General features: G+C 69.0%; 21 protein-coding genes and 1 pseudogene. 14 read left to right on the top strand and 8 right to left on the bottom strand.

What is annotated here, in order from left to right; all coding sequences use genetic code 11:
* Positions 1-406: pseudogene (locus ABI385_RS00425) on the bottom strand (hypothetical protein); the annotation flags it as partial.
* Between the two features lie 424 nt (positions 407-830).
* On the opposite strand from ABI385_RS00425, the gene ABI385_RS00420 reads away from it, so the two are divergent.
* A complete protein-coding gene (locus ABI385_RS00420; protein ID WP_348101747.1) occupies positions 831-2,708 on the top strand; it encodes an alpha-amylase family protein in 1,878 nt (625 codons plus the stop codon).
* A 65-nt stretch (positions 2,709-2,773) separates the two neighbouring features.
* On the opposite strand, the gene ABI385_RS00415 is transcribed toward ABI385_RS00420, so the two are convergent.
* Positions 2,774-3,988 carry an amidohydrolase family protein gene (locus ABI385_RS00415; RefSeq protein WP_348101751.1) on the bottom strand — a complete coding sequence of 405 codons (1,215 nt, stop codon included), beginning with the start codon at positions 3,986-3,988 and terminating at the stop codon, positions 2,774-2,776.
* Between the two features lie 65 nt (positions 3,989-4,053).
* On the opposite strand from ABI385_RS00415, the gene ABI385_RS00410 reads away from it, so the two are divergent.
* Positions 4,054-5,385, top strand: a complete 1,332-nt coding sequence (locus tag ABI385_RS00410; RefSeq protein ID WP_348101746.1) for a M20/M25/M40 family metallo-hydrolase — start codon at positions 4,054-4,056, stop codon at positions 5,383-5,385.
* Between the two features lie 33 nt (positions 5,386-5,418).
* Here ABI385_RS00410 and ABI385_RS00405 read toward each other — a convergent pair whose 3' ends face one another.
* Entirely contained in the window at positions 5,419-5,604 is a 186-nt protein-coding gene (locus tag ABI385_RS00405) for a DUF5703 family protein (protein ID WP_348101745.1), read from the bottom strand.
* Between the two features lie 151 nt (positions 5,605-5,755).
* Here ABI385_RS00405 and ABI385_RS00400 point away from each other — a divergent pair, with 151 nt between their 5' ends.
* Complete coding sequence (locus ABI385_RS00400) at positions 5,756-6,253, top strand: hypothetical protein (protein ID WP_348101744.1); 498 nt, start codon at positions 5,756-5,758, stop codon at positions 6,251-6,253.
* On the opposite strand, the gene ABI385_RS00395 is transcribed toward ABI385_RS00400, so the two are convergent.
* Positions 6,243-7,181 (bottom strand): aldo/keto reductase, encoded by a 939-nt coding sequence (locus ABI385_RS00395; RefSeq protein WP_348101743.1) that lies wholly within the window; start codon positions 7,179-7,181, stop codon positions 6,243-6,245. The two genes, ABI385_RS00400 and ABI385_RS00395, sit on opposite strands and share 11 nt — an antisense overlap.
* A 68-nt stretch (positions 7,182-7,249) precedes the next feature.
* Here ABI385_RS00395 and ABI385_RS00390 point away from each other — a divergent pair, with 68 nt between their 5' ends.
* A complete protein-coding gene (locus tag ABI385_RS00390) occupies positions 7,250-8,314 on the top strand; it encodes an LLM class F420-dependent oxidoreductase (RefSeq protein ID WP_348101742.1) in 1,065 nt (354 codons plus the stop codon).
* Positions 8,315-8,343: 29 nt separating this feature from the next.
* Complete coding sequence (locus tag ABI385_RS00385) at positions 8,344-9,198, top strand: undecaprenyl-diphosphate phosphatase (RefSeq protein ID WP_348101741.1); 855 nt, start codon at positions 8,344-8,346, stop codon at positions 9,196-9,198.
* 11 nt (positions 9,199-9,209) lie between these two features.
* Here ABI385_RS00385 and ABI385_RS00380 read toward each other — a convergent pair whose 3' ends face one another.
* Positions 9,210-10,280, bottom strand: a complete 1,071-nt coding sequence (locus ABI385_RS00380) for a magnesium and cobalt transport protein CorA (protein WP_348101740.1) — start codon at positions 10,278-10,280, stop codon at positions 9,210-9,212.
* 63 nt (positions 10,281-10,343) lie between these two features.
* On the opposite strand from ABI385_RS00380, the gene ABI385_RS00375 reads away from it, so the two are divergent.
* The 5 genes from ABI385_RS00375 to ABI385_RS00355 all read left to right on the top strand — a co-directional run bounded on the left by ABI385_RS00375 (position 10,344) and on the right by ABI385_RS00355 (position 15,063).
* Positions 10,344-11,129, top strand: a complete 786-nt coding sequence (locus ABI385_RS00375) for an MSMEG_4193 family putative phosphomutase (RefSeq protein ID WP_348101739.1) — start codon at positions 10,344-10,346, stop codon at positions 11,127-11,129.
* Between the two features lie 9 nt (positions 11,130-11,138).
* Complete coding sequence (locus tag ABI385_RS00370) at positions 11,139-11,702, top strand: DUF3090 domain-containing protein (protein WP_348101738.1); 564 nt, start codon at positions 11,139-11,141, stop codon at positions 11,700-11,702.
* A gap of 24 nt (positions 11,703-11,726) precedes the next feature.
* Entirely contained in the window at positions 11,727-12,584 is an 858-nt protein-coding gene (locus ABI385_RS00365; RefSeq protein WP_348101737.1) for an SCO1664 family protein, read from the top strand.
* Between the two features lie 24 nt (positions 12,585-12,608).
* Positions 12,609-13,898, top strand: a complete 1,290-nt coding sequence (gene mshC, locus ABI385_RS00360) for a cysteine--1-D-myo-inosityl 2-amino-2-deoxy-alpha-D-glucopyranoside ligase (RefSeq protein ID WP_348101736.1) — start codon at positions 12,609-12,611, stop codon at positions 13,896-13,898.
* A gap of 193 nt (positions 13,899-14,091) precedes the next feature.
* On the top strand, positions 14,092-15,063 hold the full coding sequence (locus ABI385_RS00355; RefSeq protein WP_348101735.1) for an alpha/beta fold hydrolase: 972 nt from the start codon (positions 14,092-14,094) through the stop codon (positions 15,061-15,063).
* A gap of 11 nt (positions 15,064-15,074) precedes the next feature.
* On the opposite strand, the gene ABI385_RS00350 is transcribed toward ABI385_RS00355, so the two are convergent.
* Positions 15,075-16,943, bottom strand: coding sequence for a helix-turn-helix domain-containing protein (locus ABI385_RS00350; protein WP_348101734.1), 1,869 nt, complete (start codon positions 16,941-16,943; stop codon positions 15,075-15,077).
* A gap of 56 nt (positions 16,944-16,999) precedes the next feature.
* Positions 17,000-17,797 carry a 3-hydroxybutyrate dehydrogenase gene (locus ABI385_RS00345; protein ID WP_348101733.1) on the bottom strand — a complete coding sequence of 266 codons (798 nt, stop codon included), beginning with the start codon at positions 17,795-17,797 and terminating at the stop codon, positions 17,000-17,002.
* A 388-nt stretch (positions 17,798-18,185) separates the two neighbouring features.
* On the opposite strand from ABI385_RS00345, the gene ABI385_RS00340 reads away from it, so the two are divergent.
* The gene (locus tag ABI385_RS00340; protein ID WP_348101732.1) at positions 18,186-18,581 is read left to right on the top strand and encodes a hypothetical protein; all 396 of its coding nucleotides are present in this window, start codon (positions 18,186-18,188) and stop codon (positions 18,579-18,581) included.
* A gap of 76 nt (positions 18,582-18,657) precedes the next feature.
* Entirely contained in the window at positions 18,658-19,854 is a 1,197-nt protein-coding gene (locus ABI385_RS00335; RefSeq protein ID WP_348101731.1) for a PHB depolymerase family esterase, read from the top strand.
* Positions 19,855-19,954: 100 nt separating this feature from the next.
* Here the strand turns inward: ABI385_RS00335 and ABI385_RS00330 are convergent, their stop codons facing one another.
* Positions 19,955-21,196, bottom strand: coding sequence for an acyl-CoA dehydrogenase family protein (locus ABI385_RS00330; protein ID WP_348101730.1), 1,242 nt, complete (start codon positions 21,194-21,196; stop codon positions 19,955-19,957).
* Positions 21,197-21,670: 474 nt separating this feature from the next.
* On the opposite strand from ABI385_RS00330, the gene ABI385_RS00325 reads away from it, so the two are divergent.
* Positions 21,671-23,278 carry an AMP-binding protein gene (locus tag ABI385_RS00325; protein ID WP_348101729.1) on the top strand — a complete coding sequence of 536 codons (1,608 nt, stop codon included), beginning with the start codon at positions 21,671-21,673 and terminating at the stop codon, positions 23,276-23,278.
* Between the two features lie 55 nt (positions 23,279-23,333).
* Positions 23,334-24,026 carry an acetate uptake transporter gene (locus ABI385_RS00320; protein WP_348101728.1) on the top strand — a complete coding sequence of 231 codons (693 nt, stop codon included), beginning with the start codon at positions 23,334-23,336 and terminating at the stop codon, positions 24,024-24,026.
* Positions 24,027-24,035: the final 9 nt, after the last annotated feature.

The raw sequence follows: 24,035 nt of genomic DNA, 5'->3' as shown, positions 1-24,035 counted from the left end.
TGCCGGCCGGCATCGCAACGGTCGACGTGGTGGGGGAGAAGTCCATCGTGCACGGCCGGTCGCTGGCAGCCGCCGTCGTGACCGTCAGGGCGTTGCCGCTCTCTGCGATGACCGTCGTCGGGAACTTCGGGCAGCTGGAGCTTCCGAAGGTGACGACGAGGAGCTGTCCTTTGTCGCCCCACGCGACGTAGCTGTCCGTGGCCGTCGGCGTCGGCCCGGGTGTCGGGGTCCCGGGCCGGAAGGTCAGGACAGGCGAGGGGACCGGCACCCCTGTGGACGACGTCGTGGATCCGGAGGTCGGTGGCGGGGTCGAGCTGGTCGAGGCGGTAGTTGTCGCCGCGGGATTGCTGGCGGGGGTGGTGCTCGACCCGCACGACGTCAGCGCCAGGGCGAGGCTCAGCGACACTCCCACCGACCTTCCCACCGTCACTCCGGATGAACGGGCACTCCCGACGAACCGACGTTGTTCTCCCACACACCTAACCTAGGCGGCGACAACACCGCCGTGGGGGACGTCCTCGTCCCCGTGAGACGCGCCCGGAATGGCGGCCGAGGCGGTGGCCTAGACCGGGGACGGAGGCAGCGTGGTTCGAAGGCGTGACGAGGGTGCCGCGAAAGACCCGGACGGGCAGGAGCGCGACGAGACGGTCACCGAGCGGGCCGACCGCAACTGGGAGCGGTCTTCCTCGTCGCCCGTGTGGTGGCCCTCGTCTTCGGGTTCGTCCTGTCCGACACAACCCGGCGCAAAGTCGGCAACCCAACCGAAATAGCGGCCGGGATACCGATGATCCGCCGTCACGCGCCGGAGGTGCCTACGGTTGGATCAGAGCATGGAGCTGAGCGTCGAGCGCAGAGAGCTCTTCGACCTGCGAGTCGAGCGTCGACGCTCGGACCTGGTCGAGGGCCTCGAGATGCTCTACGGCCCCGATGCGGCAGGACAACTGGCCGACCGGCTCGTCGAGCTGGCCCTCGGTGCCTATGCCGAGCGCTCGCACGACCTGCATCTGCTTGACCTGCGCCGCTCGCTGAGACCCGACTGGCTGCAGCAGCCCGAGATGGTGGGTTACGCGGCATACACCGAGCGCTTCGCCGGCGACCTTCGCGGAGTCGAGACCCGGATCCCCTACCTGCGCGAGCTCGGGGTCAGCTACCTGCATCTCATGCCCCTGCTCGAGCCGCGAGACGGGGACAACGACGGTGGGTATGCCGTCCGCGACTACCGCCAGGTCCGGGCCGACCTCGGCACGGTCGACGACCTAAGAGCTACGGCAAAAAAGCTGCGGGAGAACGGGATCAGCCTAGTTCTTGACCTGGTCCTCAACCACGTCGCTCGCGAGCACGAGTGGGCGAAGAAGGCGCGCACCGGAGATCCGCGCTACCGCGAGTACTTCTACACCTACCCGGACCGCGCAGAGCCGGATGCCTTCGAGCGGACCCTTCCGGAGGTCTTTCCCGACTTCGCGCCGGGCAGCTTCACCTGGGACGTGGACCTGGACAGCTGGGTGTGGACGACGTTCAACTCCTGGCAGTGGGACCTGAACTGGACGAACCCCGAGGTCCTCGTGGAGTTCGCCGAGATCGTGCTGTACCTCGCGAACCTCGGGGTCGAGGTGATCCGCCTCGATGCGATCGCCTTCTTGTGGAAGCGGCTCGGGACCACCTGCCAGAACGAACCAGAGGTGCACGCGATCACGCAGGTGCTGCGCACCGTCGCGCGCATTGCCTGTCCGGCGCTGGCGTTCAAGGCGGAGGCAATCGTCGCCCCGCACGACCTCGTCCAGTACCTCGGAACCGGCCGCCACCAGGGCAAGGTGAGCGATCTGGCCTACCACAACACCCTCATGGTCCAGATCTGGTCGATGCTCGCGTCCGCCGACACCCAGCTCGCGGCGCTTGCCCTGGCGAACCTTCCGACGGCCCCGTCGACCTCGTCCTGGATCACCTACGTCCGCTGCCACGACGACATCGGCTGGGCGATCAGCGATGCGGATGCCGCCGCAGTGGGGCTGAACGGCTACCACCACCGCGGGTTCCTGTCCGACTGGTATTCCGGGCTCTTCCCGGGATCGCCGGCCCAAGGTCTGGTTTTCCAGGAGAACCCGGCCACAGGTGACCGCCGGATCAGTGGCACGGCCGCTTCGCTGACCGGTCTGGCCCGCGCCGGTTCACCCGAGGACATCGACCCGGCGCTCGGCCGCTACTTCCTCGCGCACGCGATCGTCTACGGCTGGGGTGGCATCCCGGTCCTGTGGAGCGGCGACGAGCTCGGTATGCCCAACGACCCCGGCTGGGCCACCGAGCCCGGCCATGAGACTGACAACCGATGGGCGCACCGACCCCGACTGGACCCGCACTGCGTCGACCAGCGGGCCGACCTGCGCACCGTCACCGGGCGCGTGTTCACCGGCCTGGCCCACCTCGGCCGGGTTCGCGCCTCCCTGCCGCACCTGCACGCGAGCATCCCCAGTGAGGTGCTTCCCGCGCAGGACCCTGGCCTGCTGGCGTTGCTGCGCAATGCCCCGGCCGGTCCGATGGTGTGCCTCTACAACCTCACCAACGTGTCCCGCGCATACCCCTCGTCGATCATCGAGGAGCTCGGGCTGTCCGAGCCGTGGGACGCGGTCTCCGCCCGCCGGATCACGCCCGACCTCGACGGCCGCTACTGGCTCACCCCGTATGCGGCATGGTGGCTCGTCGGCGCACCCTGACCGCCGGTGCTTCGGCACATCCGTCGCGGCACCGGACCCAGCAGACCGCGTCCGCCGGCGGCCGGTCAGCTGGTCAACCAGCGACCGGCCCGCAGCACCGAAACAACCTCTAGCCCGTCGTCGACGACGAGGACGTCGGCGCGCCCCCCGGTGACGAGCTCTCCGACGCCGCTCAGCGCCATCGACCTGGCGGGCGTGCGCGTGGCGGCCGAGACGGCGTCCACGAGCGGGACGCCGACCTCGTCGACGCACCAGCGCACCACGTCGAGCAGGGTGGCGACGCCGCCGGCGATGGCGCCACCGTCGGCGAGGCGGGCGGTGCGGTCGGCTACCACGACGGCGCGACCGCCGAGGGTGTACCTGCCATCAGGCATACCCGAGGCGGCCATGGCGTCGGTCACCAGGCAGATCGCGTCGGGGCCGACGGCGTCGAACAGCATCCGCACGGTCCCGGCCGCCAGGTGGACACCGTCGCCGATCATCTCCAGCACGGCGTCGCCGCGACCGGCCTGGCCGATCGCCGCCGCGACAGGACCGGGCGAGCGGTGGTGCATCGGCGGCATGCCGTTGAAGACGTGCGTGACCAGCGGCCGCCCGCCCCGCGGAGCCAGCTCGCGCACCTGGCGCAAAGCGGTCCACGCCGTGTCGGCGTCCGCGTCGGTGTGACCGACCGACGCGACGATGCCGTGGCGGGCCAACAGGGCGGGCAGCGCGTCCGCACCCGGCCGTTCGGGGGCGAACGTCATCTGGAGCAGCGCGTCGTGGGCGCCCGCCGCCGATGCCGCCGCCGACAGGGCCTCGATGAGCCCGGGGTCGGGGTCCGAGAGAGCGTCCGGGTCCTGCGCACCCCGACGCTCGTAGGACAGGAACGGACCCTCGAGATGGATGCCGGCGAGCTCGCCGGTTGCGACCAGGGCTGCGCAGGTGTGGACGCCGTCGACGAGCACGTGGGGTGCCGCCGAGACCAAGCTCGCCACGACCGAGGTGGTGCCGGACCGGTGATGGTGGGCTGCGGCCGTCCTCGACGCGACTGCGTCGGGGCCGAACTCGCCCCCTGCACCGCCATGGCAGTGCACGTCCACCAGCCCCGGCAGGAGAGTCAGACCGGTATGCCAGCTGTCCGGCAGTGGAAGGGCAGCGTCGTCGGCACTCAGGTCCGCCCGGCGTCCGGCCCACACCACGCGGTCGCGGTCGACGACGACGGCCCCGTCCGCCACGACGCCGTCCGCGGTGACGACCCGGCCGGTGAGCAGCATCGTCGATCTGTCCACGCGCGTCATCATGTCGTGAACTGGTCGCTCACCGGGAAGCGCCCATGCATAACGGCCCGCCTATGGTGGACGGCATGGCTGACGACGCCCCCCCACTTCCCGAGCAGGAGGTCGCGCGCATCTGCGCCGACCTGATCCGCATCGAGTCGACCAACTTCGGCGACGGCTCGGGTCCGGGGGAGCGCAAGGCGGCCGAGTACGTCATGGGCCAGCTCTCGGAGGTCGGGCTGGATCCCGTGATCGTCGAGAGCGCCCCCGGCCGGGCCAGCGTGATGGTCCGGATCGAGGGAGCGGACCCGTCGCTGCCCGGGCTCGCGGTGCACGGCCACCTCGACGTGGTTCCAGCCAACGCGGCCGACTGGCAGGTCGACCCGTTCTCCGCCGAGGAGCGGGACGGCTGCATCTGGGGTCGCGGCGCCGTCGACATGAAAGACATGGACGCGATGATCATCGCGAACATCCGTCAGCTTGCCAGCAGCGGTCAAAAACCTTCGCGCACCACGACGTTCGCGTTCTTCGCCGACGAGGAAGCCGGGGGTGACCAAGGCAGCCACTGGGTCGTCGACCACCACCCGGAGTGGTTCGAGGGTGTGACCGAGGCCATTTCTGAGGTGGGGGGGTTCAGTGTCACCGTGCCGCGTACAGGGACGGGTGAGCCCACTCGCGCCTACCTCCTGCAGACCGCCGAGAAGGGCATTGCCTGGTTGCGGCTGCACGCCCGCGGGCGCGCCGGCCACGGCTCCGTCCCCAACGACGCCAATGCGGTCGTCCGGCTCGCCGAGGCAATCACCCGCATCGCGGCATACCCGTGGCCCCGCGAGTACGTCGCGTCGGTGCGGGCGCTGCTCGACGGTCTCAGTGAGCTGACGGGAACCCCGTGGACGCCCGAGGACCCCATGCCGGTGCTGCGGCACATCGGCGGCGCGGCAGGCTTCGTGCTGGGGACGCTTTCCGACACGGCGAACGTCACCATGCTCGATGCCGGGTACAAGCACAACGTCATCCCGCAGACCGCGTCCGCCTCGTTGGACTGCCGGTTCCTGCCCGGTCACGAGGACGATCTCATGGCTCGGGTCCGCGAGCTCGCCGGGGAGCATGTCGAGGTGGAGGTCCTGCACCGCGACATCGCCCTCGACGCACCGGTCACCGGTGACCTCGTCACGGCGATGACCCGGTCGCTGCTCAACGAGGACCCCGACGCCAGCGTCCTGCCCTACTGCCTGTCCGGTGGGACCGACAACAAGGCCCTCAGCCTGTTGGGGATCACCGGCTACGGGTTCGCGCCGCTGCGGCTGCCGGCCGACCTGGAGTTCGCCCCGATGTTCCACGGGATCGACGAGCGGGTGCCGGTGGAGTCGCTCCAGTTCGGTGCGCGCGTACTCGGCCACTTCCTGCGGCAAGCCTGAGCGCGAGCGCCTCAGGCCGGACATAGGGTTGTCTCACACGGTGCGTTTGACCCGGATGATCTTGCGGCGCAGCCACGCCCGTCGTCGGCCGCCCTCGTAGACCACGGTGCGGGCTAGCTCCCAGTGGTCGTATTCAGCGCGCTCACCGAGGGCACGGCGGATGTCGGCCCGGGAAACCTCCCGGCCGAAGGTCAGGACCAGGTGCTCGTACTCGATCATCGGGACCTATTCTCACCCACGCGTTGGTCGACTGTTGCGGCGGACCCGGCCGCTTCCCCGCTCCTCGAAACCCTCAGCCAGCGACCACTGACCCCCGGGGATCGCTCATCAAGGCGAGACGCGGCCGATACCCAGCCGATACGGTGCAGTCATGAGTGACGACCCGCGTGCCGCGCTGACCATCCTGGTGGCCGCCTTCGAGCGTCACCTCGACGTCGCGACCGTCCGCCAGGACCCGGACGACGAGGCGGTCGTCGCCGCCGCGCACGACCTCGCGGAGGCGTTCGACGACTTCGACGAGGCGCTGTTCCAGGCCACCGGTGTCGCAACACCACTCGCGATCTACGACGGCCCGTTTGATGACGAGGACGGTGACGACGAGGACGAGGGCGATGACGAGGACGACGACGCGCCCGAGGTCGTCGGTGGCGTCCTGGATGACGACGACGTGGACGACGACCTCGAGGACGAGGACGACCTCGACGATGACGATGACGATGATGATGACGACGATGATGACGACGATGACGACGATGACGACGACGACGACGACGACGACGACGACTTTGATGACGAGGACGACGACGACGACGACGAGACGGACAGCGGTGGCGACGGGGCAGGCGTCAGCCCGGCCTTCAGTCGCTGACCTCCTCCAGCGCCTCCACTAGGGCCGTGGGTAGGTCGAGATCCTCGCTCGCCAGCGCCGCTCGCAGCTGAGGGGGCGTCTTCGCCCCGACGATGGGTGCCGTCACCCCGGGCCGGTCGCGGACCCACGCCAGGGCGACCTCCGTCGGGGTCACCCCGAGGCCGGCCGCGGCGGTGCATACGGCGTCGGCGATCGTCAGGTTGCGCTCGGTCAGGTAGTCCGCGAACGAGGCCCGGTACTGGCTCAGCGTCGCCCGTGACCCGCTCGGGACGCCCGACCGGTACTTTCCTGTGAGGACGCCGCCCCCGAGCGGTGACCACGGCAGCAGGCCGAACCCCAGCGAGCGGGCCGCGGGAACCACCTCGTCCTCGGGATCGCGGCGCACCAGCGAGTATTCGATCTCGTTGGCCACCAACGGGATGCGAGCACTTTCGAGCAGCGAGAACGCCCGCGCACTCTGCCATCCCGAGTAGTTCGAGACGCCCACGTAGCGCGTGCGACCCGAGCTGACCGCGTACTCAAGGGCCGACATCGTCTCGTCCAGCGAGGTGTCGTCGTCCCACAGGTGCACCAGCCACAGGTCGAGGTGGTCGGTGCCCAGGTGCCGCAGTGACTGGTCGAGCTGGTCGAGGAGCGCGCCCCGTGAGGTGTCCTCCACGCGTGCCTCGCCGCGCCGGGTGATGCCGGCCTTGGTGCAGATCGTCACGTCCTCGCGCGCAACGACGTCCCCGATCAGCGAACCGAGCATCCGCTCCGCGGTTCCGACGCCATAGGCGTGCGCGGTGTCAAGCAGCGAGCCACCCGCCTCGACATAGGCGACGAGGAGGTCACGACACGTCTCCTCATCGATGAGCGTGCCCCAGGTGAAGGTCCCGAGACCCAGCCGCGACACACGTAGGCCCGAGCTGCCCAGCCGCCGTCGACGCATACTCCCCACGGTAGTGTCCGGCGGTACCCGAGCCCAGGACCTGGGACGGGATGGATACCCTGCGGCCCATGCAGCTTGGTCTCAACCTCGGGTACTGGGGCGCGGGAAACGACGCCGACAACCTCGCCCTGGCGGTCGAGGCCGACCACCTCGGCTACGACGTGGCCTGGGTGGCCGAGGCATATGGGTCCGACGCCCCGAGTGTGCTGTCCTGGGTGGGCGCCCTGACGACGAACCTCGACCTCGGCGCAGCGGTGATGCAGATCCCGGCGCGCACTCCGGCGATGACCGCGATGACCGCCGCCACCATCGACGCCTTGTCCGGCGGCCGGTTCCGCCTCGGCCTGGGCGTCTCAGGTCCGCAGGTGAGTGAGGGGTGGCACGGGGTGCGGTTCGCGGCTCCCCTCGCACGCACTCGCGAGTACGTCGACATCGTACGGATGGCCCTCGCGCGCAAGAACGTGGAGTATGCCGGTGAGCACTTCACGCTGCCGCTTCCCGACGGGCCCGGCAAGGCGCTGCGACTGACCGTCCACCCGGTCCGCGAGAAGGTGCCGGTCTACCTCGCCGCGGTCGGCCCGAAGAACCTGGAGCTGGCGGGCGAGATCGCGGACGGCTGGTTGGCCATCTTCTTCAGTCCCGAGCACAGCGCCGACCTGTTGGACTCGGTGCGGACCGGTGCGGAGCGGGCCGGCCGGGGCTCGGCACAGGACCGCCTGGCGGGCTTCGACGTCGTGCCGACCGTGCCGGTCGTCATCGACGACGACCTGTCGCGAGCCGCGGCCAGCGTGGCTCCTTACGCCGCGCTGTACATCGGGGGGATGGGCTCGCGGGAGCAGAACTTCTACAACCGACTGGCCTGCCGGATGGGCTTCGAGGACGCGGCGCGCGAGATCCAGGACCTCTACCTGGATCACAAGCAGCGCGACGCCGCGGCGGTCGTCCCGTTCGAGTTCCTCGACGCGACCGCCTTGATCGGGCCGCGCGACCGGGTGAAGGAGCGTCTCGGCCGCTACGCCGACGCCGGCGTCACTACCCTCAGCATCTCGACGACCGCACCGACACTCGAGGCGCGTCTCCACGTTGTGCGCACGATGGCCGAGCTGATGGGTGAGACTGGCCTGCGCCCTTAGCCCCCCGACTCGAAGGCAACAGCATCGCGATGTCAGACCTCACCTATCCCGCGGCCGTGATCCTCGGCGTCGTCGAGGGGCTCACCGAGTTCCTGCCGGTGTCCTCGACCGGCCACCTGACGATCACCGAAAAGCTGCTCGGCCTGCAGGTCGACGCTGCGGATGTGACGGCCTACACGGCGATCATCCAGCTGGGTGCGATCGCAGCGACAATCGTCTACTTCTTCCAGGACATCGTGCGGCTGGTCGTCGCCTGGTTCCACGGACTGACCGACGCACAGGCGCGCACCCATCACGACTACTCCCTGGCCTGGGCGGTCATCGTGGGCTCCATCCCCGTCGCGCTCGTCGGGTTCGCGTTGCGCAAGGTCATCGCGGGTCCGCTGCGCAGCCTCTGGGTCGTGGCGGGGGCGCTGCTGCTCTGGAGCGTGGTCATGTACCTCGCCGAGAGCCGGCACGCTCGGATCCTCGCGACCAAAGGTGAGCGTGGCGAGGGCAGCGTGACGATCCGGGATGGGCTGGTCATCGGGCTGGTCCAGTGCTTCTCGCTGGTCCCCGGGGTCTCGCGTTCGGGGGCGACCATCTCGGCCGGGCTGCTCCGCGGGATCGACCGGGTGACGGCCACCCGGCTGTCGTTCTTCCTCGCCATCCCCGCCCTGACCGCAGCCGGTCTCTACGAAGCCGCCACTACCGACCTCGGGAACCTCGGCAAGGGGCAGATGGGGGTGGGGATCGTGATTGCGTTCGCGGTGGCATACGGGTCCATCGCCTGGCTCCTGCGGTACGTCGCGTCGCACACGCTCAAACCCTTCGTGTGGTACCGGGTGGCGCTCGCGGTCGTGCTCATCGGGGTGCTGCTGTCCGGGGCCCTGACCGCGACCTGACCGGCGCGACCTCAGAGCCAGCCCGAGCGTTTGAACGCGCGGAAGAGGCCGAGGCAGGCACCGATCATGACGGCGAGGATGACGAAGTATCCGTAGTAGAACTCGGTCTCCCCGACGCGGAACGAAGCCTCCAGCTCGGGAATCGTATGGAAGTTCATCCCGTAGATCCCCGCGATCATCGTCGGCACCGCCGCGATCGCGACCCACGCGGAGATCTTGCGCATGTCGTCGTTCTGCTGCACGGAGATCTGGGCCAGATGCGCGCTGAGGATGTCGGAGAGCAGCCGATCGTAGGACTCGACATGGTCGTTGACCTTGAGCAGGTGGTCCTGAACATCCCTGAAGAACGCGAGCACCTCGCTGCCGTCGATGGTTTCGCCCCCGGTCCCCGCCTCGCCGAGCTCGTCACCGTCACCGTGGCGCTGCTGCTGCTCGATGAACGAGCGGCTCGGCTGGACGAAGATGCGCAACATGGCTTCCGCCAATGGCTGTGAGGCGCGCCGGATCTCGAGGACCTCGCGCTTGAGCCGGTAGATCGCGGTCGCGTCGATGTCTCGGGTACCGCTGAAGACCGCCTGCTCGATTCGCTCGAGGTCCTCGTGGATCTCGGCGTCGACGAGGGTGTAGTTGTCGACCACCGAGTCCATGATGGCGTGCAGGACCGCGGCGGGTCCGAGGCTGAGGTGCTCGGCGTTGTCCTCCATCCGATGACGCACGCCGGCGAGCGGGTTCGCCTCACCCCTCCGCACAGTGACGACGAACCGGTCGCCGAGGAAGACCATGACCTCGCCGGTCTCGACGTCCGAAGTCTCCTCGACATATCGCAGGGTCTTCAAAACCGCGAGCAGGCTGCCCTCGTAGGTCTCGATCTTGGCGCGCTGATCCCCGCGCACCGCGTCTTCGACCGCGAGAGGATGCAGCTGCAGCTCGTCGTTGACGAGCGCGAACTCCGCGTCCGTCGGGTCCTTGAGCCCGATCCAGAGGAACCCGTTGTCCTCCCGTCGCAGTCGGTCGAGCTCGTCACTGAGGTCGTGGCAGACGACGCGGCGGCCCTCGCGGTAGATGGCCTGGTCAACGATCACGAGGGCTACTTCACCACGTCGGCCGGTGCTGTGGGCAGGTGTCCCGCCATCTAGAGTGTGGGCGTGCCGACCGTCCTGCTCATCCGCCATGGCAGGACGACCGCCAACACCTCAGGCGTCCTTGCGGGTTGGACTCCCGGAGTCGGTCTGGACGATGTCGGGTGGACCCAGATCGCCGCGCTCGGTGAGCGTCTCGCGAGCGCCGGAGTCCCGGTCGTCCGCGTGGTGTCCTCGCCCTTGCAGCGCTGCCAGGAGACCGCCGGTGCCGTCGCCCTGAAGGCAGCGAGCGGCATACCGGTCGAGCTGGATGACCGACTCGGGGAGGCGAAGTACGGGGCCTGGACCGGGCGCAAGCTGACCGACCTCGCCAAGGAGGGCCTCTGGCGGGTGGTGCAGGACCAACCGTCAGCGGTGCGCTTCCCCGACGGCGAGGAGTTTCCCGGCGAGTCGATGGCCGGGATGCAGGCGCGGGCGCTCGAGGCGGTGCGGGCCATCGACGCGGCCGTAGAGGCCGAGCACGGTGCCCGGGCGATCTGGGTCGCCGTCTCGCACGGTGACGTCATCAAGGCGATCGTCGCCGACGCCGCGGGTGCGCACCTCGACCAGTTCCAGCGGATCCAGGTCGACCCCGCCTCGGTGTCCGCTGTGCGCTACACAGCGCGCCGCCCGTTCCTGTTGCGTACGAACGACACCGGGGGAGACCTGGCCTCGCTCGTGCCGCCTCTACCGAAGGACGACGAGGCGGGCAGCCAGGCCGAGGGGGACGCGGACGTGGGCGGCGGAGCGGGCGCAGCGCCGGGGCCGGAAGGCGAGCGGGAGCCCGTTCGCGGGTCCGACGAGGTCGGTTAGGGTCGTTGTATGCCCGTGCACGACTTCGACCCGCCCGACCGGTTCGTCGTGGGCACCGTCGGGCCCCCGGGTCAGCGGGTGTTCTTTCTGCAGGCTGCGAGCGGCCGTCGGCTGGTCTCGGTCTCGTGTGAGAAAGAGCAGGTTTTGGTGCTCGCCGAGCGGGTCGACGACGTGCTGGACGAGTTCGCCGACGACACGGACCTGACCCGGACGACTGCGAACCCCGACGACAACGACCCGCTTGCGACGCCGATCGAAGACGAGTTCCGCGTCGCCACCCTGTCGCTCGCGTGGGACCCGAACCGTGCTGTCATCGTCATCGAGGCGTTCGACTCCGACATCCCGGGCCCCGCCGAAGACGAGGACGAGGCCGCCGAGGTCTCGGCGGAGTTCCTCAAGTCGATGGCCTCGCGAACCTCCGTACGCGTGGTGCTCAGCCCGCTGCAGGCCCGGTCCTTCGTACGTCGTACGAGGGCGCTGGTGTCTGCTGGCCGTCCACCCTGCCCGTTCTGCGGAGGACCGCTCGACCCGGCCGGTCACGTCTGCCCTCGGTCCAACGGATACAAGCGCTGACGGCGCGCCCGTGAGGCACCGGACGTGAACGGACCTCGCTCCGTCACTGAGGTCGGCGTGGTCGTGGATGCCCTGACGCTCGGTGACCTCGAGGTGGTCGGCCAGATCACCGAGTCGTCCAACGTCGCCCTGCTCTGCGAGGTGACCGGCGACGCCGCGGCGTCTGCTGCGGACCTCACTGGATCCCCCGTGCACGTGATCTACAAGCCGGTCCGCGGTGAGCGTCCGCTCTGGGACTTCCCGGACGGCACCCTGGCCGGGCGGGAGGTGGCCGCGTTCGAGGTGTCCCGGGCCGGCGGCTGGAACGTGGTCCCACCAACCGTGCTGCGGGAGGGTGCCCTCGGGGCCGGTTCGGTCCAGCTGTGGATCGGAGACCCTTTTGCGCCGACCGACCACGGTCGGCCGGTCGACATCTGCTCGCCCCGTCAGGTGCCGAAGGGGTGGATGTCGGTGGTCGACGGCGAGATCAGCGGTGGACGCGCGGTGAGTGTCGTCCACGAGAACCGCGACGACGTGCGCGACGTCGCCGTCCTCGACGCGGTGGTCAACAACGGCGACCGCAAGGGGTCGCATCTCGTGCGAGACCAGCACGGTGCGCTGTGGGGGTTCGACCACGGCGTGAGCTTCAGCGCGGAGCCCAAGCTGCGGACGGTGCTGTGGGGCTGGGCCGGAGACCCGTTGCGCGACGTCGACCTCGCCCGGCTCGAACGAGTCCGGGGCCAGCTCGACGACCCGTCGTCCGAGCTGGCGACCGCGCTCTCCGTGTTACTCACCCGTCAGGACCGACGCGCCCTGTCCGGGCGGGTGGGGTCGCTGTTGCGGTCCGGCCGACACCCGCGCCCTCGAGGTGGCTGGCCACCCATCCCGTGGCCGGCCCTGTGACGGGCTGATCTAGGCTCACTCTCCGTGATCTCGTGGCCCTCGCCGTTCCTGCCCGCGGTTCCGGGGACGGGAAGGCCGCTTCGTCTCCACGACACCGCCTCGGGCGAGGTCCGGATCGTCGGCCGGGACAGGAAGGTCGGTCTCTATGTCTGCGGGATCACCCCGTATGACGCGACGCACATCGGACACGCGGCGACCTACGTGACCTTCGACCTCGTAGGTCGGGCGCTGCGCGACGCCGGACATGAGGTCACCTACGTCCAGAACGTCACCGACGTCGACGACCCGTTGCTCGAACGTGCCGAGCGTGACGGGATCGCCTGGCAGGACCTCGCGGCCGAGGAGACGGCACTGTTCCGCGAGGACATGACGGCCTTGCAGGTCATCGGCCCGGACCACTTCGTCGGCGCGGTCGAGACGATCCCGCGGATCGTCACGGCTGTCGAGAAGCTCGAGGCGAGCGGCGCGGCATACCGGGTCCCGGTCGGTCACCCGAGCAATGTGGATGGTGGGGTCGGTGGCACTGCCGGTGTCTCCGCGGGGGAGGACGTGTACTTCGACGTCGCCTCGCGCCCCGACTTCGGCGCGGTCTCCCACCTCGGGCGTGCTGCGATGCTCGCCCTTTTCGCCGAACGTGGGGGAGACCCCGAGCGGCTCGGCAAGCGGGACCCGCTCGACCCGCTGCTCTGGCGGGCGGCCCGCGACGGTGAGTCCTCGTGGCCCGGGGGCTCGCTCGGCGACGGACGGCCCGGGTGGCACGTGGAGTGCGCGACCATCGCGGTGGACCAGCTGGGGGTGCCGTTCGACCTCCAGGGCGGGGGAACCGACCTGGTCTTCCCGCACCACGAGATGAGCGCCCTGCACGGTGAGTCCCTCACCGGACAGCAGCCGTTCGCCCGGGCCTACGCGCACCAGGCGATGGTCGGGCTCGACGGCGCCAAGATGAGCAAGTCGCAGGGCAACCTGGTGTTCGTCTCGGCGCTGCGCGCCCACGGCGTCGACCCCATGGCCATCCGGTTGGCCCTGCTGGCCCACCACTACCGGATCCCTTGGGACTGGACCGACTCCGTGCTCGCCGAGGCACAGGCCCGACTGGCGAGGTGGCGAGAAGGGTTGTCCACCAACGGTGGTCCCGATGCCGACTCGACCGTCGCGGAGGTACGCGCCCGGCTGGCCGACGACCTCGACGCGCCCGGGGCCTTGGCTGCGATCGACGCGTGGGTCGCGCGATCGCTCACTGAGGGTGGCGACGTGGAGGGCGCGCCCGGTGTGGTCGGCCGCACGGCGGACGCGTTGCTGGGCGTGCGGGTCTGACCTCTGCACGGATGCGGACACACGGCTCGTCGAGGTGTCCGGGTCGTTGGCACTTTCGGGTCTGCCGGACGGCTTGTGCTCGGTTTCTGTTGCAGCCGGTGTTCGTCCTTGGCCTACTCTTCGTCGTCGTCTACTTCGCGCGGGCGGGACTCACCGGTCTCGGCCAGCGCATCGCCACCTGGAAGGAGTCACCATGAGCCGCGCCGAGGGTGTCGACGACACCGAAAGCACCGCCGGGTTCCGGATCGAGCTGCCGGAGGGGAGCCTGGACATCCACGACCTCAGTGTGGGTGAGCCGGCACCGCAGGCGCCCGTCGTCCTCGCCGTCCACGGCATCACCGCCAACGGCCTCAGCTGGGTCTGCGTCGCCGATGAGCTGTTCCGCCGTCGGGGCCCGGGCAGCGTCCGGTTCCTGGCTCCCGACCTGCGCGGGCGAGCCGGCAGCCGGCAGGCACCGGGGCCGTACGGGCTCGGAACGCACGCCGACGACGTCCTCGCCATAGCGGACGCCTTCGCCGTGAAGCCGGTCCTCGTGGGCCACTCGATGGGCGCCTTCGTCACCGCCCTGGCCTGCTCCCGGGCGCCCGAACGGGTCGCTGGGTCGGTGCTGCTCGACGGGGGGTTCACGTTCCCGCCCCCGCCCGACCTCGACGTCGACGCGGCCATCACGGCGGTCAGCGGCCCGGCGATGACCCGGCTGAGCATGCGGTTCGCGAGCCCCGACGCATACCTCGAGTTCTGGCGCGAACACCCGGCGGTCGGGCCCGCGCTCGACGGTCCTCAGGCGTCTGAGCTGCGTCGCTACCTGCTGCACGACCTCGTCAAGGACACTGGCGCCGACGGCACGGGCGCTGCCTGGGTCAGCTCGTGCGTCCTCGACGCGGTCCGGGCCGACGGGGCCGACGTGCTGGCGCACGCGGAGGCCCATGCCGCCGCCGCCAGGGCGGCCGCCGCTGGGGTGGTCACCGAGTTCGTGTGGGCGCAGCGCGGACTGTTCGACGAAGCGCAAGGGCTCTACGACGAACAGCGGATCGCGGCGTTGGGTCTGCCCGACGCCATCCAGGTGACGCCCGCCCCCGGCACGAACCATTACACGCTCGTGCTCGGCAGGGCCGGCGCCTCCGTCGTCGTGGACGCGATCGAGCGACGCCTGGACGGCGTATGACGCGCGGGGCCTCAGCGCAGCATGAGCCGGCGCAGCCGCAGGGCCAGCTGTACTTCGAGGGCCCGGTCCGGCTGCTGCCAGTCCGAGCCGAGCAGAGCCGAGACTCGATCGAGCCGCTGCACCACGGTGTTGACGTGCACGTGTAGGGCGGTGCCGGCCCGGCGCGGGCTACCACCGGCCTCGAAATAGGCCTCGAGCGTGCTGACAAGGTCGGTGCCCCGCGCTTTGTCGTACGCCGTCACCGCGCCGAGCGCGTGGTCGACGTAGGCCGTGACGTCGGGTTGGGAGCCGACGACGAGACCCGCAAACCCCAGGTCGGCAGCGGCCGCACCAGAGCCGGCATGCCCCAGGGCCACCATGGCGCGCGTGGTGCGGACCGCCTCGGTGAACGCCGTGGCGATGCCGCCGACACCGTCCAGCGGCCCGACGCCGGCAACGGTGGCCGTCCCCGCCCGCACCAACCGCGCCGCGACGGTTCTGGCCATCGCGCCAGCGTCTGCACCCGCGACCAGGGCAACGACGGTCCCGTCATGCTCGCCGACCACGCCCGAGGTCCCGATCGCGGCGTGCGTCGACAACACCAGCGCCCGCCGGCTGACGGAGTCGTCGGCCGTCACGGCGAGCAGGCAGAACGGCCGGTGCGTGTCCAGCCCATGGGTGCGCGCAGCCGTCGTCAGCTCCGCGGCGTCGCCGCGTCCGCTGACGAGGTCGGCCACCAGGTCGGTGCGCATCTGCTGCTGCGCGTCGGCCGTCTGCCGCTCAAAGAGCAGGACCAGCGCGGTGACCATGGCGGCGCGCTCGACGGTCCGCCGGTCCGCGTCGTCGGCGGTCAGCTCAAGGCCACCCAGCACAAGCAGCCCGAGCGGCTCATGCGCGGCGGTGATCACCGCGGCATACCGGCCACCGACCTGAGCCAGGCGACCCGAACCCGCCGCCGCATCCGCCAGTGTGCCGTCGGCGAGCGGGTCACGGCCCGTGGGCTCAGGGTGGCCTCCGGGCGCAGAGCCGGCCTCGCTGCGGCGCACGCCCCGCTCGTCGAGGACGACAGCCCAGCCGCCGAGGAGGTCGACGAGCGCCTTGGTGATGTCGTCGGCACCGCCACCAGCAAGGACGAGGTCCGCGAACCGGTCGTGTGCGGCTGCGGCACGCTCGACCCCGGCGGTATGCCGCCGCACCGTCTCGTGCGCCTGCGACAACGCAGCCAGCGCCTGTTCGGTCTCCGCGAGGGACCGGACCTGGACGATCGAGACGGCGGCCAGGGTGGCCAGCGAGCCGAGCAGGGCTACCTCGTCGTGCGAGAACGGTCGCGGGGAGCGGTTAGCGGCAAAGAGCACCCCGACGAAGTCGTCCTCGACGATCAGTGGCGTGCCGCAGATCGCGACGATGCCCTCCTCGCCAACGGCGCTGTCGATGGCACCGGTGTGTTGGAACCGTTTGTCAGCGAAGTAGTCGGCGGTCCAGTACGCCTTGCGGGTCGAGGCCGCCAGACCCCCGAGCCCGTCGCCCAACGACAGCCGCACGGACTGGAACTGCGCCGAGATCGACCCGTCGGTAGCGCGCACGTAGGTGTCGCCGCACTCGGGGTCATAGAGGGTGAGGTAGGCCAGGTCGGTGCCGAGGAGGAACCGGGCCCGCCGGACGATGGCGTCCAGCACCCCCCTAGGGTCGCTCAGCGACGCCAGGTCGCGAGCGGTCTCGACTAGCGCCGACAGCTCCGCCTCACGCCGACGCGTGCGGTCGAATGCCTCGCGGATGCGCAGGGCCAGGTCGCGCTCGGTCTGCGGGGCAGCCAGTGCGGTGATGTCGGCCACCGTGCCGTGGTTGGCCAGCAGGCGCAGCAGCTGCAGCGCAGCGGTCTCGGGGATGGCTCGGGACGCCATAGATGGGCCAGTCTAGGAGGCGTGGTCGTGTGCTCCAGCGCCACCCGTGCCGGTCGTCACCGCGCCGTCCACCCGCCGTCCATGGCGATCGACGCTCCCGTGATCGACAGGGAGGACGGTCCACACAGGAACGCGGCCAGCTCGGCGACCTCCTGCGGCTCGACGAGACGCTTGACCGCCATCGCCTCCAGCATGACCTTGTCGATGACCTCGTCCTCGGCAATGCCACGGGTCGCCGCCTGCTCGGCGATCTGCTTCTCCACCAGCGGCGTCCGCACGTAGCCGGGGCTGATGCAGTTGCTTGTCACCCCGTGCGCGGCGCCCTCCAAGGCGACGACCTTGGACAGACCCTCGAGTCCGTGCTTGGCCGTGACGTACGCGCTCTTGAACGCGCTCGCGCGCCGCCCGTGAGCGCTGGAGACGTTGACGACACGGCCCCAGCCCCGCGCATACATGTGCGGCAGGCACTGTCGGACCAGACGGAACGGCGCGTGCAGCATGACCGCGAGGATCAGCTCGAACCGGTCCAGCGGGAAGTCCTCGACGGGTGCGATGTGCTGCAGGCCCGCGTTGTTGACCAGCACGTCGACGTCGGTCGGCAGGTCTGCCAGCCCGGTCAGGTCCGCCAGGTCGGCCACGAGCGGGACCAGTCGTGGCCCGTCGGTGGGAAACCGGCCGACCAGCGTCTTCAGCCCGGCCTCGTCGCGGTCCACGGCATACACCTGCGCGCCGCACGCGAGATAGCGCCCGACGATCGCCGCACCGATACCGCTGGCGGCGCCGGTCACCAGCGCCCGCCGCCCGTGCAGGTCGGCCGGGGTGGCCAGGGCTGGTGGCGGCGAGTTCGAAGACATCGAGCCAAGGCTAGCCGGAGTCCCGGGGGAGGACTGATGTAGTGGCCACCCACAGCGTACGGCCGCCAGTGTGCCTGGCCACTATGACTCACCGGCGGGCGCGACAGGTGGAATGCGTGACCTTGACGGGCTGGCGCATCGGGCTGGCGGCGTTGGCAGGTGCGTTCACCCCACCAGTTTCGGCGTCCGTGGGGCTCTCACGTAACGTGCAGGCGTCTGCCGAACGTCTCGCTCACGTAGCGCGAGGACGCGATGGCCAGCACGTCAACGGGTTTTCGGCAGTCCGATGTTGGCCCTCCCAGGCTCGATGGTAACCGCTTGACCATCTCAGGAGATGGTGAGAGGATTCCCACTGGAAGGTTTCCGGCACAGAAGGGTGTCCGTCATCATGGCCGAGGTCGATAGGAGCGAGAAGATCACCATCAATGTCGGCCTGGTTGACCTGGGGCAGATCGACCTGCTCGTGGACGAAGGCTTCTACGCCAACCGGACGGATTTCATCCGTACCGCTATCCGCCGTCAGCTGGAGACTCGTTCAGGTGCCGTGGACGAGACCGTGACACGTCGTGCGCTCACCCTCGGCACGAAGCACTACAGCCGTAGCGACCTCGAGCGGTTGCGGGCTGCGGGTCGCACGGTGGAGGTACGCGTCCTGGGGCTGGCAACGCTCGGTGACGACGTATCGCCCGAGCTTGCCCTCGCGACGATCAGCGCGGTGGAGGTGCTGGGGGCCTTCCGGGCGCCGAAAGCGGTCAAGGCGGCCCTGTCAGGCCGAACGACGTGAAGGCACGCGCCGAGGCTGAGAATTCGTGCAAGTGGTGCTGCGCCAGAAGCAATGACAACCCAACTGAGGATGAATCGTGAAACCAGACATGAACCCGCAGATGCGTGAGGCGCTCGGCCTGATGCGCGAGGGGCGGCTGCACGAAGCCAGTGGGCGGCTGCGGCAAGGCGTCGGTCTGACCAGCTTCGCCACACCAGGCGAACCGGACACCGGCGTGGTCCGACGCCCAGTGGTTGGGACGGTCAACGTCCCAGACGGCGTCCCGTCTCAGCGGGTCGGTGCCCCGCAGGTGCCCACTTTGCCGCAGCCACCCGACCTGCCGAACGCCATCCGCTCCAGCTTGCCCGCCGGGTTGCCGGGCAGGGGCCTGCGGAGCGCGCCGGCAGTTGGGGCTGAGGCAGCCGCCGCAGCCAGCGCCCCCGGCGGCGATGTCCGTCACCTGAGGCACGACGACAGGCGGGGGTCCCGAAGCTTCGACCTCTACATCCCGACCGGCTACACCGGCGCGCCCGTCCCGCTTGTTGTCATGCTTCACGGCGGTAGGCAGGACGCCATGGACTTCGCCGTCGGCACCCGCATGAACGAGCTGGCCGAGCAACACACCCTTCTTGTTGCCTACCCCGAGCAGTCGACCGCCGCCAACCATGGCCGGTACTGGAACTGGTTCCTTCCCGGCCACCAGCAGCGTGACGTTGGAGAGCCCGCGATGCTCGCGGGCATCACCCGCCAGGTCATGAGCGAGAACAACATCGACCCGACGAGGGTCTACATCGGCGGCCTGTCCGCCGGTGGCGCCATGGCAGCGGTCATGGCCGCGACCTACCCAGAGCTGTACGCAGCGGTCGGTGTCCACAGCGGGCTTGCCTACGGGTCAGCGGCGGACGTGGCCTCCGCGTTCACGGCAATGCGGACAGGTGGGTCACCACGCCCGACCAGCGAGGTGCCGCTGATTGTGTTTCACGGCGACCGTGATAACACCGTCCACGCCACCAATGCCGACGTGCTCATCGCGGCCCGTCTGGCGGCCTCCACGGCCGGCGATACGTTCGGCGGGCCGGCGGCGGTGACTACCCGCGCTGACTCTGGCTACAGCGTCAGCGTCTACACCGACACCGAAGGTAGGGTCGTCGCCGAGCAGTGGACAGTGCACGGCGGCGCCCATGCCTGGTTCGGTGGCAGCCGCGTGGGGTCGTACACGGATCCGCGGGGGCCTGACGCGTCTAGTGAGATGGTGCGGTTCTTCTTGGAGCACCGCGCCGGTCCGCGCTCCTGAGAGAGGACCAACTAGGCATACCCCGCGTGCTTGACGCGGTAACCCTTCCCGGTCAGGCGTCTTGACGCGGTAACCCTTCCCGGTCAGGCGTAGAGGCCGGTCAGCGGAACGCGTTCAGTCCGGTGATCGCTCGACCCACAATCAGGGACTGGATGGTATCCGTTCCCTCGTAGGTATAGACGGCCTCGATGTCGGCGTGGTGCCGGGCGACGTGGTGGTCGAGCAGAATGCCGTTGCCGCCCAGAATGTCTCGTGCCATAGCGCAGACCCGACGGGCCGCGTCCCCGGTGTTGAGTTTCGCCAGCGCAGCATGTTCGATCGACACTCGACCTTCGGCCTGCAGCTGGGACATCCGGGTGCACATCAGCTGCATCCCGGTGATGTCGCTGAGCATGTGCGCGAGCTTGTCCTGGATCAGCTGGAAGCGGGCCAGCGGGCGACCGAACTGCTCGCGGCGCAAGGAGTACGTGAGCGCGCCTTCGTACGCGGCGACGGCATGGCCGACCGCCTCCCACGCGACGGTCTGTCGGGACTTTGCCAGCACGTAGTTGGCGTCGTTCCACGTCCGGGCTTGGGCCAGCCTGGCGTCGGCAGGCACCCGAACTCCAGAGAGCCGGATCTGGGCCTGCCACACCGCCCGGTTCGCCGCCTTGCCCACGATCTTCCTGGCGTGGTACCCGGAAACCGGGTGCTCCGCCCCATCGGGGTGCTCGACGATGAAGGCGCCCACCTGGCCGTCGTCGTCTCGGGCCCAGACGACGACGATGTCGGCGACGGTTCCATTGCCGATCCAGCGCTTCTGTCCGTCGAGAACCCATTCGTCCCCGTCCCGTCGCGCCGTGGTTTCCAGGGCAACGACGTCTGAGCCGTGGTTGGGTTCGGTCAACGCGAACGCGCCGAGAGCCTCGCAGGTCGCCATCCGGGGGAGATACCTGGCGCGCTGCTCTGGGGAGCCAAGCATCGCAATGGTGGTCATCGCGAGACCGGAGTGCACCGCATTCAGGGTGGCGATGCTCCCGTCGCCTCGCGCAAGCTCGGCGGCGATCATTCCCTCGGCCAGGAACGACACGCCCGGGCAGCCGTCCCCCACAATGGACGCGCCGGCGATGCCGAGCCGCCCGTATCCCTGGGCCAGCTCGACGGGGAACTCGGCACGTTCCCAGTAGCCTGCAGCCGCTGGGGCAACCTCGCGGTCGCACCAGACCCGGACCCGATCCCGCAGGTCTCGCTCCCGGTCGGTCAGCAGCTCGTCCAGACCGTAGAAATCGGTGCCCAGTGAGAGCGCTAGGTCATCCCCGTTCGGGAACTCGTTGTCGATGGTCCCCGAATCCAGATCGGCCATTGCGGGCACAGCCGCACGCGGCGGGCTCATGTCTGGGATTTCGGCCGCAGGTCCGGGCGGGCGTGTCGGGGCAGGTGCTGTGCTCATGAGGTCCTCGGTTTCTGGGCCGCTAAAACCCGCGTGCGAAATGCGTCTTGATGACGATGGACGAATGTCTTCGTCCGGCTCCACATCAGCGGCCGATATATCTCTAGTAGTACTCCGTTTCCGAAATATGCGCTAGACCCTGGGCAGCGAGATCGGGCCCGCGGCGGTGGGGGGAAGCGGCCCGGGCTCCGGAGTGATGTAGGGACCTTTGGCCCTAGTACTCGAGCAGGGAAGCGGGAAAAATTATGGCGGACGAGACCTGCGTCGAGAAACACCCAGCGAGCTACAGGACAGGAACGATGCTGGATTACCGTTCCGAACAGTGAAGTACACCTTACGTCATTGCTGGTTCGCGACCAACGCCGAAAAGAAACAGGTGGTCGCACCATGCAGAACCTGCTCACCCCATTGCGCTTTCTCGAGCGCGCGTCAGCGGTGCATCCGACCCGCACGGCAATCATCGACGGACCCCGTACCTTCAGCTACGCCGCCACGGCCGCAGAGGTCACGCGGCTCGCGCATGCGCTGAGGGCCAAAGGACTGCAGCCTGGAGACCGAGTTGCCTACCTGGCACCGAACTGCGCCGAGCTGCTTATCGCCCACTTCGCGGTACCGCTCGCCGGCGGTGTCCTGGTCACCATCAACACCCGACTGTCACCGGAGGAAGTGGCCGGCATCGTGCAGCACTCCGGTGCCGCCTACCTGATCGGCGAAGGGGTCCTTCTTGAGCCCGCTCGAGCCGAGCTTGCTCTGGTCAACACCCTGCTGGAGGTCATTGCCTTGCCCGCCGAGTCCGGCGAGGCGGTCGACCTCGCATTCAGCACCCGTTACCAAGACCTGTTGGCGGCCGGTAGCGACGAACCCATCGCCTACACGGTCCTGGACGAAGACGCTCCGATCAGCGTGAACTACACGTCGGGCACGACCGGGGAGCCCAAGGGCGTGGTCTACACGCACCGCGGTGCCTACCTGAACGCCCTCGGCCAAGTGATCCACCAGGGGTTCGTCGACGGCTCCTGCTACCTCTGGACGTTGCCCATGTTCCACTGCAACGGGTGGTGCACCACCTGGGCGCTGACCGCCGTTTCCGGGACACATGTGTGCCTGCGCGCGACGCGGGCGGACGACATCTGGCACCTGATCGACCACACCGGGATCACCCACATGGCCGGAGCGCCGACCGTACTGCTCATGATGCGTGAGTCGACGTTCGCGCACCCATTGAGACAGTCACTGACGGTGACCACCGCTGGCGCCCCACCCAGCCCGTCCATCATCGAAGCCTTCGCCGAGCTCAACGTTCGCGTCATCCACGTCTACGGCCTGACCGAAACATACGGCCCCTACACCGTCTGCGAACCGCAGGATGCCTGGCGAGAACTTCCGGTGGCGGAGCGGGCACGGCTCATGGCGCGCCAAGGTGTGGGCATGATCACGGCGGATCAGGCGAGGGTCATCGCCAGCTACGGGGAATCGGACGAGCTGATAGACGTGCCGGCAGACGGGGTCACCATGGGCGAAATCGTCATGCGAGGCAATACGGTGATGAAAGAGTACTTCCGCGATCCCGAAGCCACTGAGAAGGCATTTCGCGGAGGCTGGTTCCACTCCGGTGATCTTGGTGTGCGCTATCTGGATGGATATATTCGGCTGCTCGACCGAGCTAAGGACATCATTATCTCGGGTGGTGAAAACATCTCCACGGTAGAAGTGGAGCACGCTCTCGCCTCTCATCCCGCCGTCGCCGACGTAGCGGTCATCGCAGTGCCGGACGAACGGTGGGGGGAACGACCGAAGGCTTTTGTTGTCTTGACCCCCGGCCGCAGTGCCGAACAGGCCGAGCTGATAGGGCACGTCAAACAGCACATCGCAAAGTTCAAAGCACCCAAGTCAGTGGACTTCGTCCTCGAGCTGCCTCGGACCTCAACCGGCAAAATTCGGAAGGACCTGCTGCGCCAGGCGGAATGGGCCGGACACGAGAGCGGAATTCAATGATGGTACTCAAACACCTCAAACTCATGTCCGAATACACCCAGAAGGAGCAAAGGAAATGACCGCCGTACTCGACAGACCGGCACATGGGCCTCTCCCTGCTGAGGGGGTTGTCCCTGACCTCAACGATCCGACGGCGGGTGCGGTCGCGGTCTCCCGCGAGCTCGCCTCCGAGCAGGTCCGGTTGATCGCGGACCCGGCCCCTCTCGGCCTGGGTGCGTTCGCACTGACGACGTTTCTGTTGAGCCTGGTCAACGCTGGCGTCCTCCCCAAGGACACTGAGCCGGTCGTGCTGGGTGTGGCGCTGGCGTACGGCGGGATAGCGCAGCTCCTCGCCGGGATGTGGGAGTTCCGCAAGGGCAACGTGTTCGGCGCAACGGCCTTCACGTCGTTTGGCGCGTTCTGGCTGTCCTTCTGGGCGTATCTGACGTTCTTCGCCGCAGGCATCCCGGCCGCGCATCACGGCATCGCGGCGGGTTGGTACCTGCTTGCCTGGGCCATCTTCACCTCGCTCATGGTGATCGCTGCGCTTCGCACAACAGCCGTGCTCGCCGGGCTCTTTGCGGTGGTTGTCGTGGTGTTCGTGCTGCTGGGTCTCGGGGCGATGACCGCCTCCGCTGGCCTCACCACAGCAGGGGGAGTCCTGGGCATCGTGGCCGCCGCCTTGGCGTGGTACCTCTGCCTGGCCGGCGTGGCTGCGTCGACATTCGGCAGGCCCATCCTGCCGAACCCGCCACTGTTCCGCCGCTGACGAAGCGCT

Origin of the sequence: Lapillicoccus sp., assembly GCF_039935575.1 — a bacterium.
GTDB lineage: Bacteria > Actinomycetota > Actinomycetes > Actinomycetales > Dermatophilaceae > Lapillicoccus.
The sequence above is the reverse complement of the archived record's forward strand: the minus strand, read 5'-3'. Positions and strand labels throughout refer to the sequence as shown.

Bases quoted from the DNA above. Each gene is read 5' to 3' on its own strand.
- ABI385_RS00370 (WP_348101738.1), top strand. From the start codon at position 11,139: ATGCCCGTGCACGACTTCGACCCGCCCGACCGGTTCGTCGTGGGCACC.
- ABI385_RS00385 (WP_348101741.1), top strand. From the start codon at position 8,344: ATGTCAGACCTCACCTATCCCGCGGCCGTGATCCTCGGCGTCGTCGAG.
- ABI385_RS00400 (WP_348101744.1), top strand. From the start codon at position 5,756: ATGAGTGACGACCCGCGTGCCGCGCTGACCATCCTGGTGGCCGCCTTC.
- ABI385_RS00330 (WP_348101730.1), bottom strand. From the start codon at position 21,196: ATGGCCGATCTGGATTCGGGGACCATCGACAACGAGTTCCCGAACGGG.
- ABI385_RS00395 (WP_348101743.1), bottom strand. From the start codon at position 7,181: ATGCGTCGACGGCGGCTGGGCAGCTCGGGCCTACGTGTGTCGCGGCTG.
- ABI385_RS00420 (WP_348101747.1), top strand. From the start codon at position 831: ATGGAGCTGAGCGTCGAGCGCAGAGAGCTCTTCGACCTGCGAGTCGAG.
- ABI385_RS00325 (WP_348101729.1), top strand. From the start codon at position 21,671: ATGCAGAACCTGCTCACCCCATTGCGCTTTCTCGAGCGCGCGTCAGCG.
- ABI385_RS00410 (WP_348101746.1), top strand. From the start codon at position 4,054: ATGGCTGACGACGCCCCCCCACTTCCCGAGCAGGAGGTCGCGCGCATC.
- ABI385_RS00390 (WP_348101742.1), top strand. From the start codon at position 7,250: ATGCAGCTTGGTCTCAACCTCGGGTACTGGGGCGCGGGAAACGACGCC.
- ABI385_RS00405 (WP_348101745.1), bottom strand. From the start codon at position 5,604: ATGATCGAGTACGAGCACCTGGTCCTGACCTTCGGCCGGGAGGTTTCC.
- ABI385_RS00345 (WP_348101733.1), bottom strand. From the start codon at position 17,797: ATGTCTTCGAACTCGCCGCCACCAGCCCTGGCCACCCCGGCCGACCTG.
- ABI385_RS00340 (WP_348101732.1), top strand. From the start codon at position 18,186: ATGGCCGAGGTCGATAGGAGCGAGAAGATCACCATCAATGTCGGCCTG.
- ABI385_RS00355 (WP_348101735.1), top strand. From the start codon at position 14,092: ATGAGCCGCGCCGAGGGTGTCGACGACACCGAAAGCACCGCCGGGTTC.
- ABI385_RS00415 (WP_348101751.1), bottom strand. From the start codon at position 3,988: ATGACGCGCGTGGACAGATCGACGATGCTGCTCACCGGCCGGGTCGTC.
- ABI385_RS00350 (WP_348101734.1), bottom strand. From the start codon at position 16,943: ATGGCGTCCCGAGCCATCCCCGAGACCGCTGCGCTGCAGCTGCTGCGC.
- ABI385_RS00320 (WP_348101728.1), top strand. From the start codon at position 23,334: ATGACCGCCGTACTCGACAGACCGGCACATGGGCCTCTCCCTGCTGAG.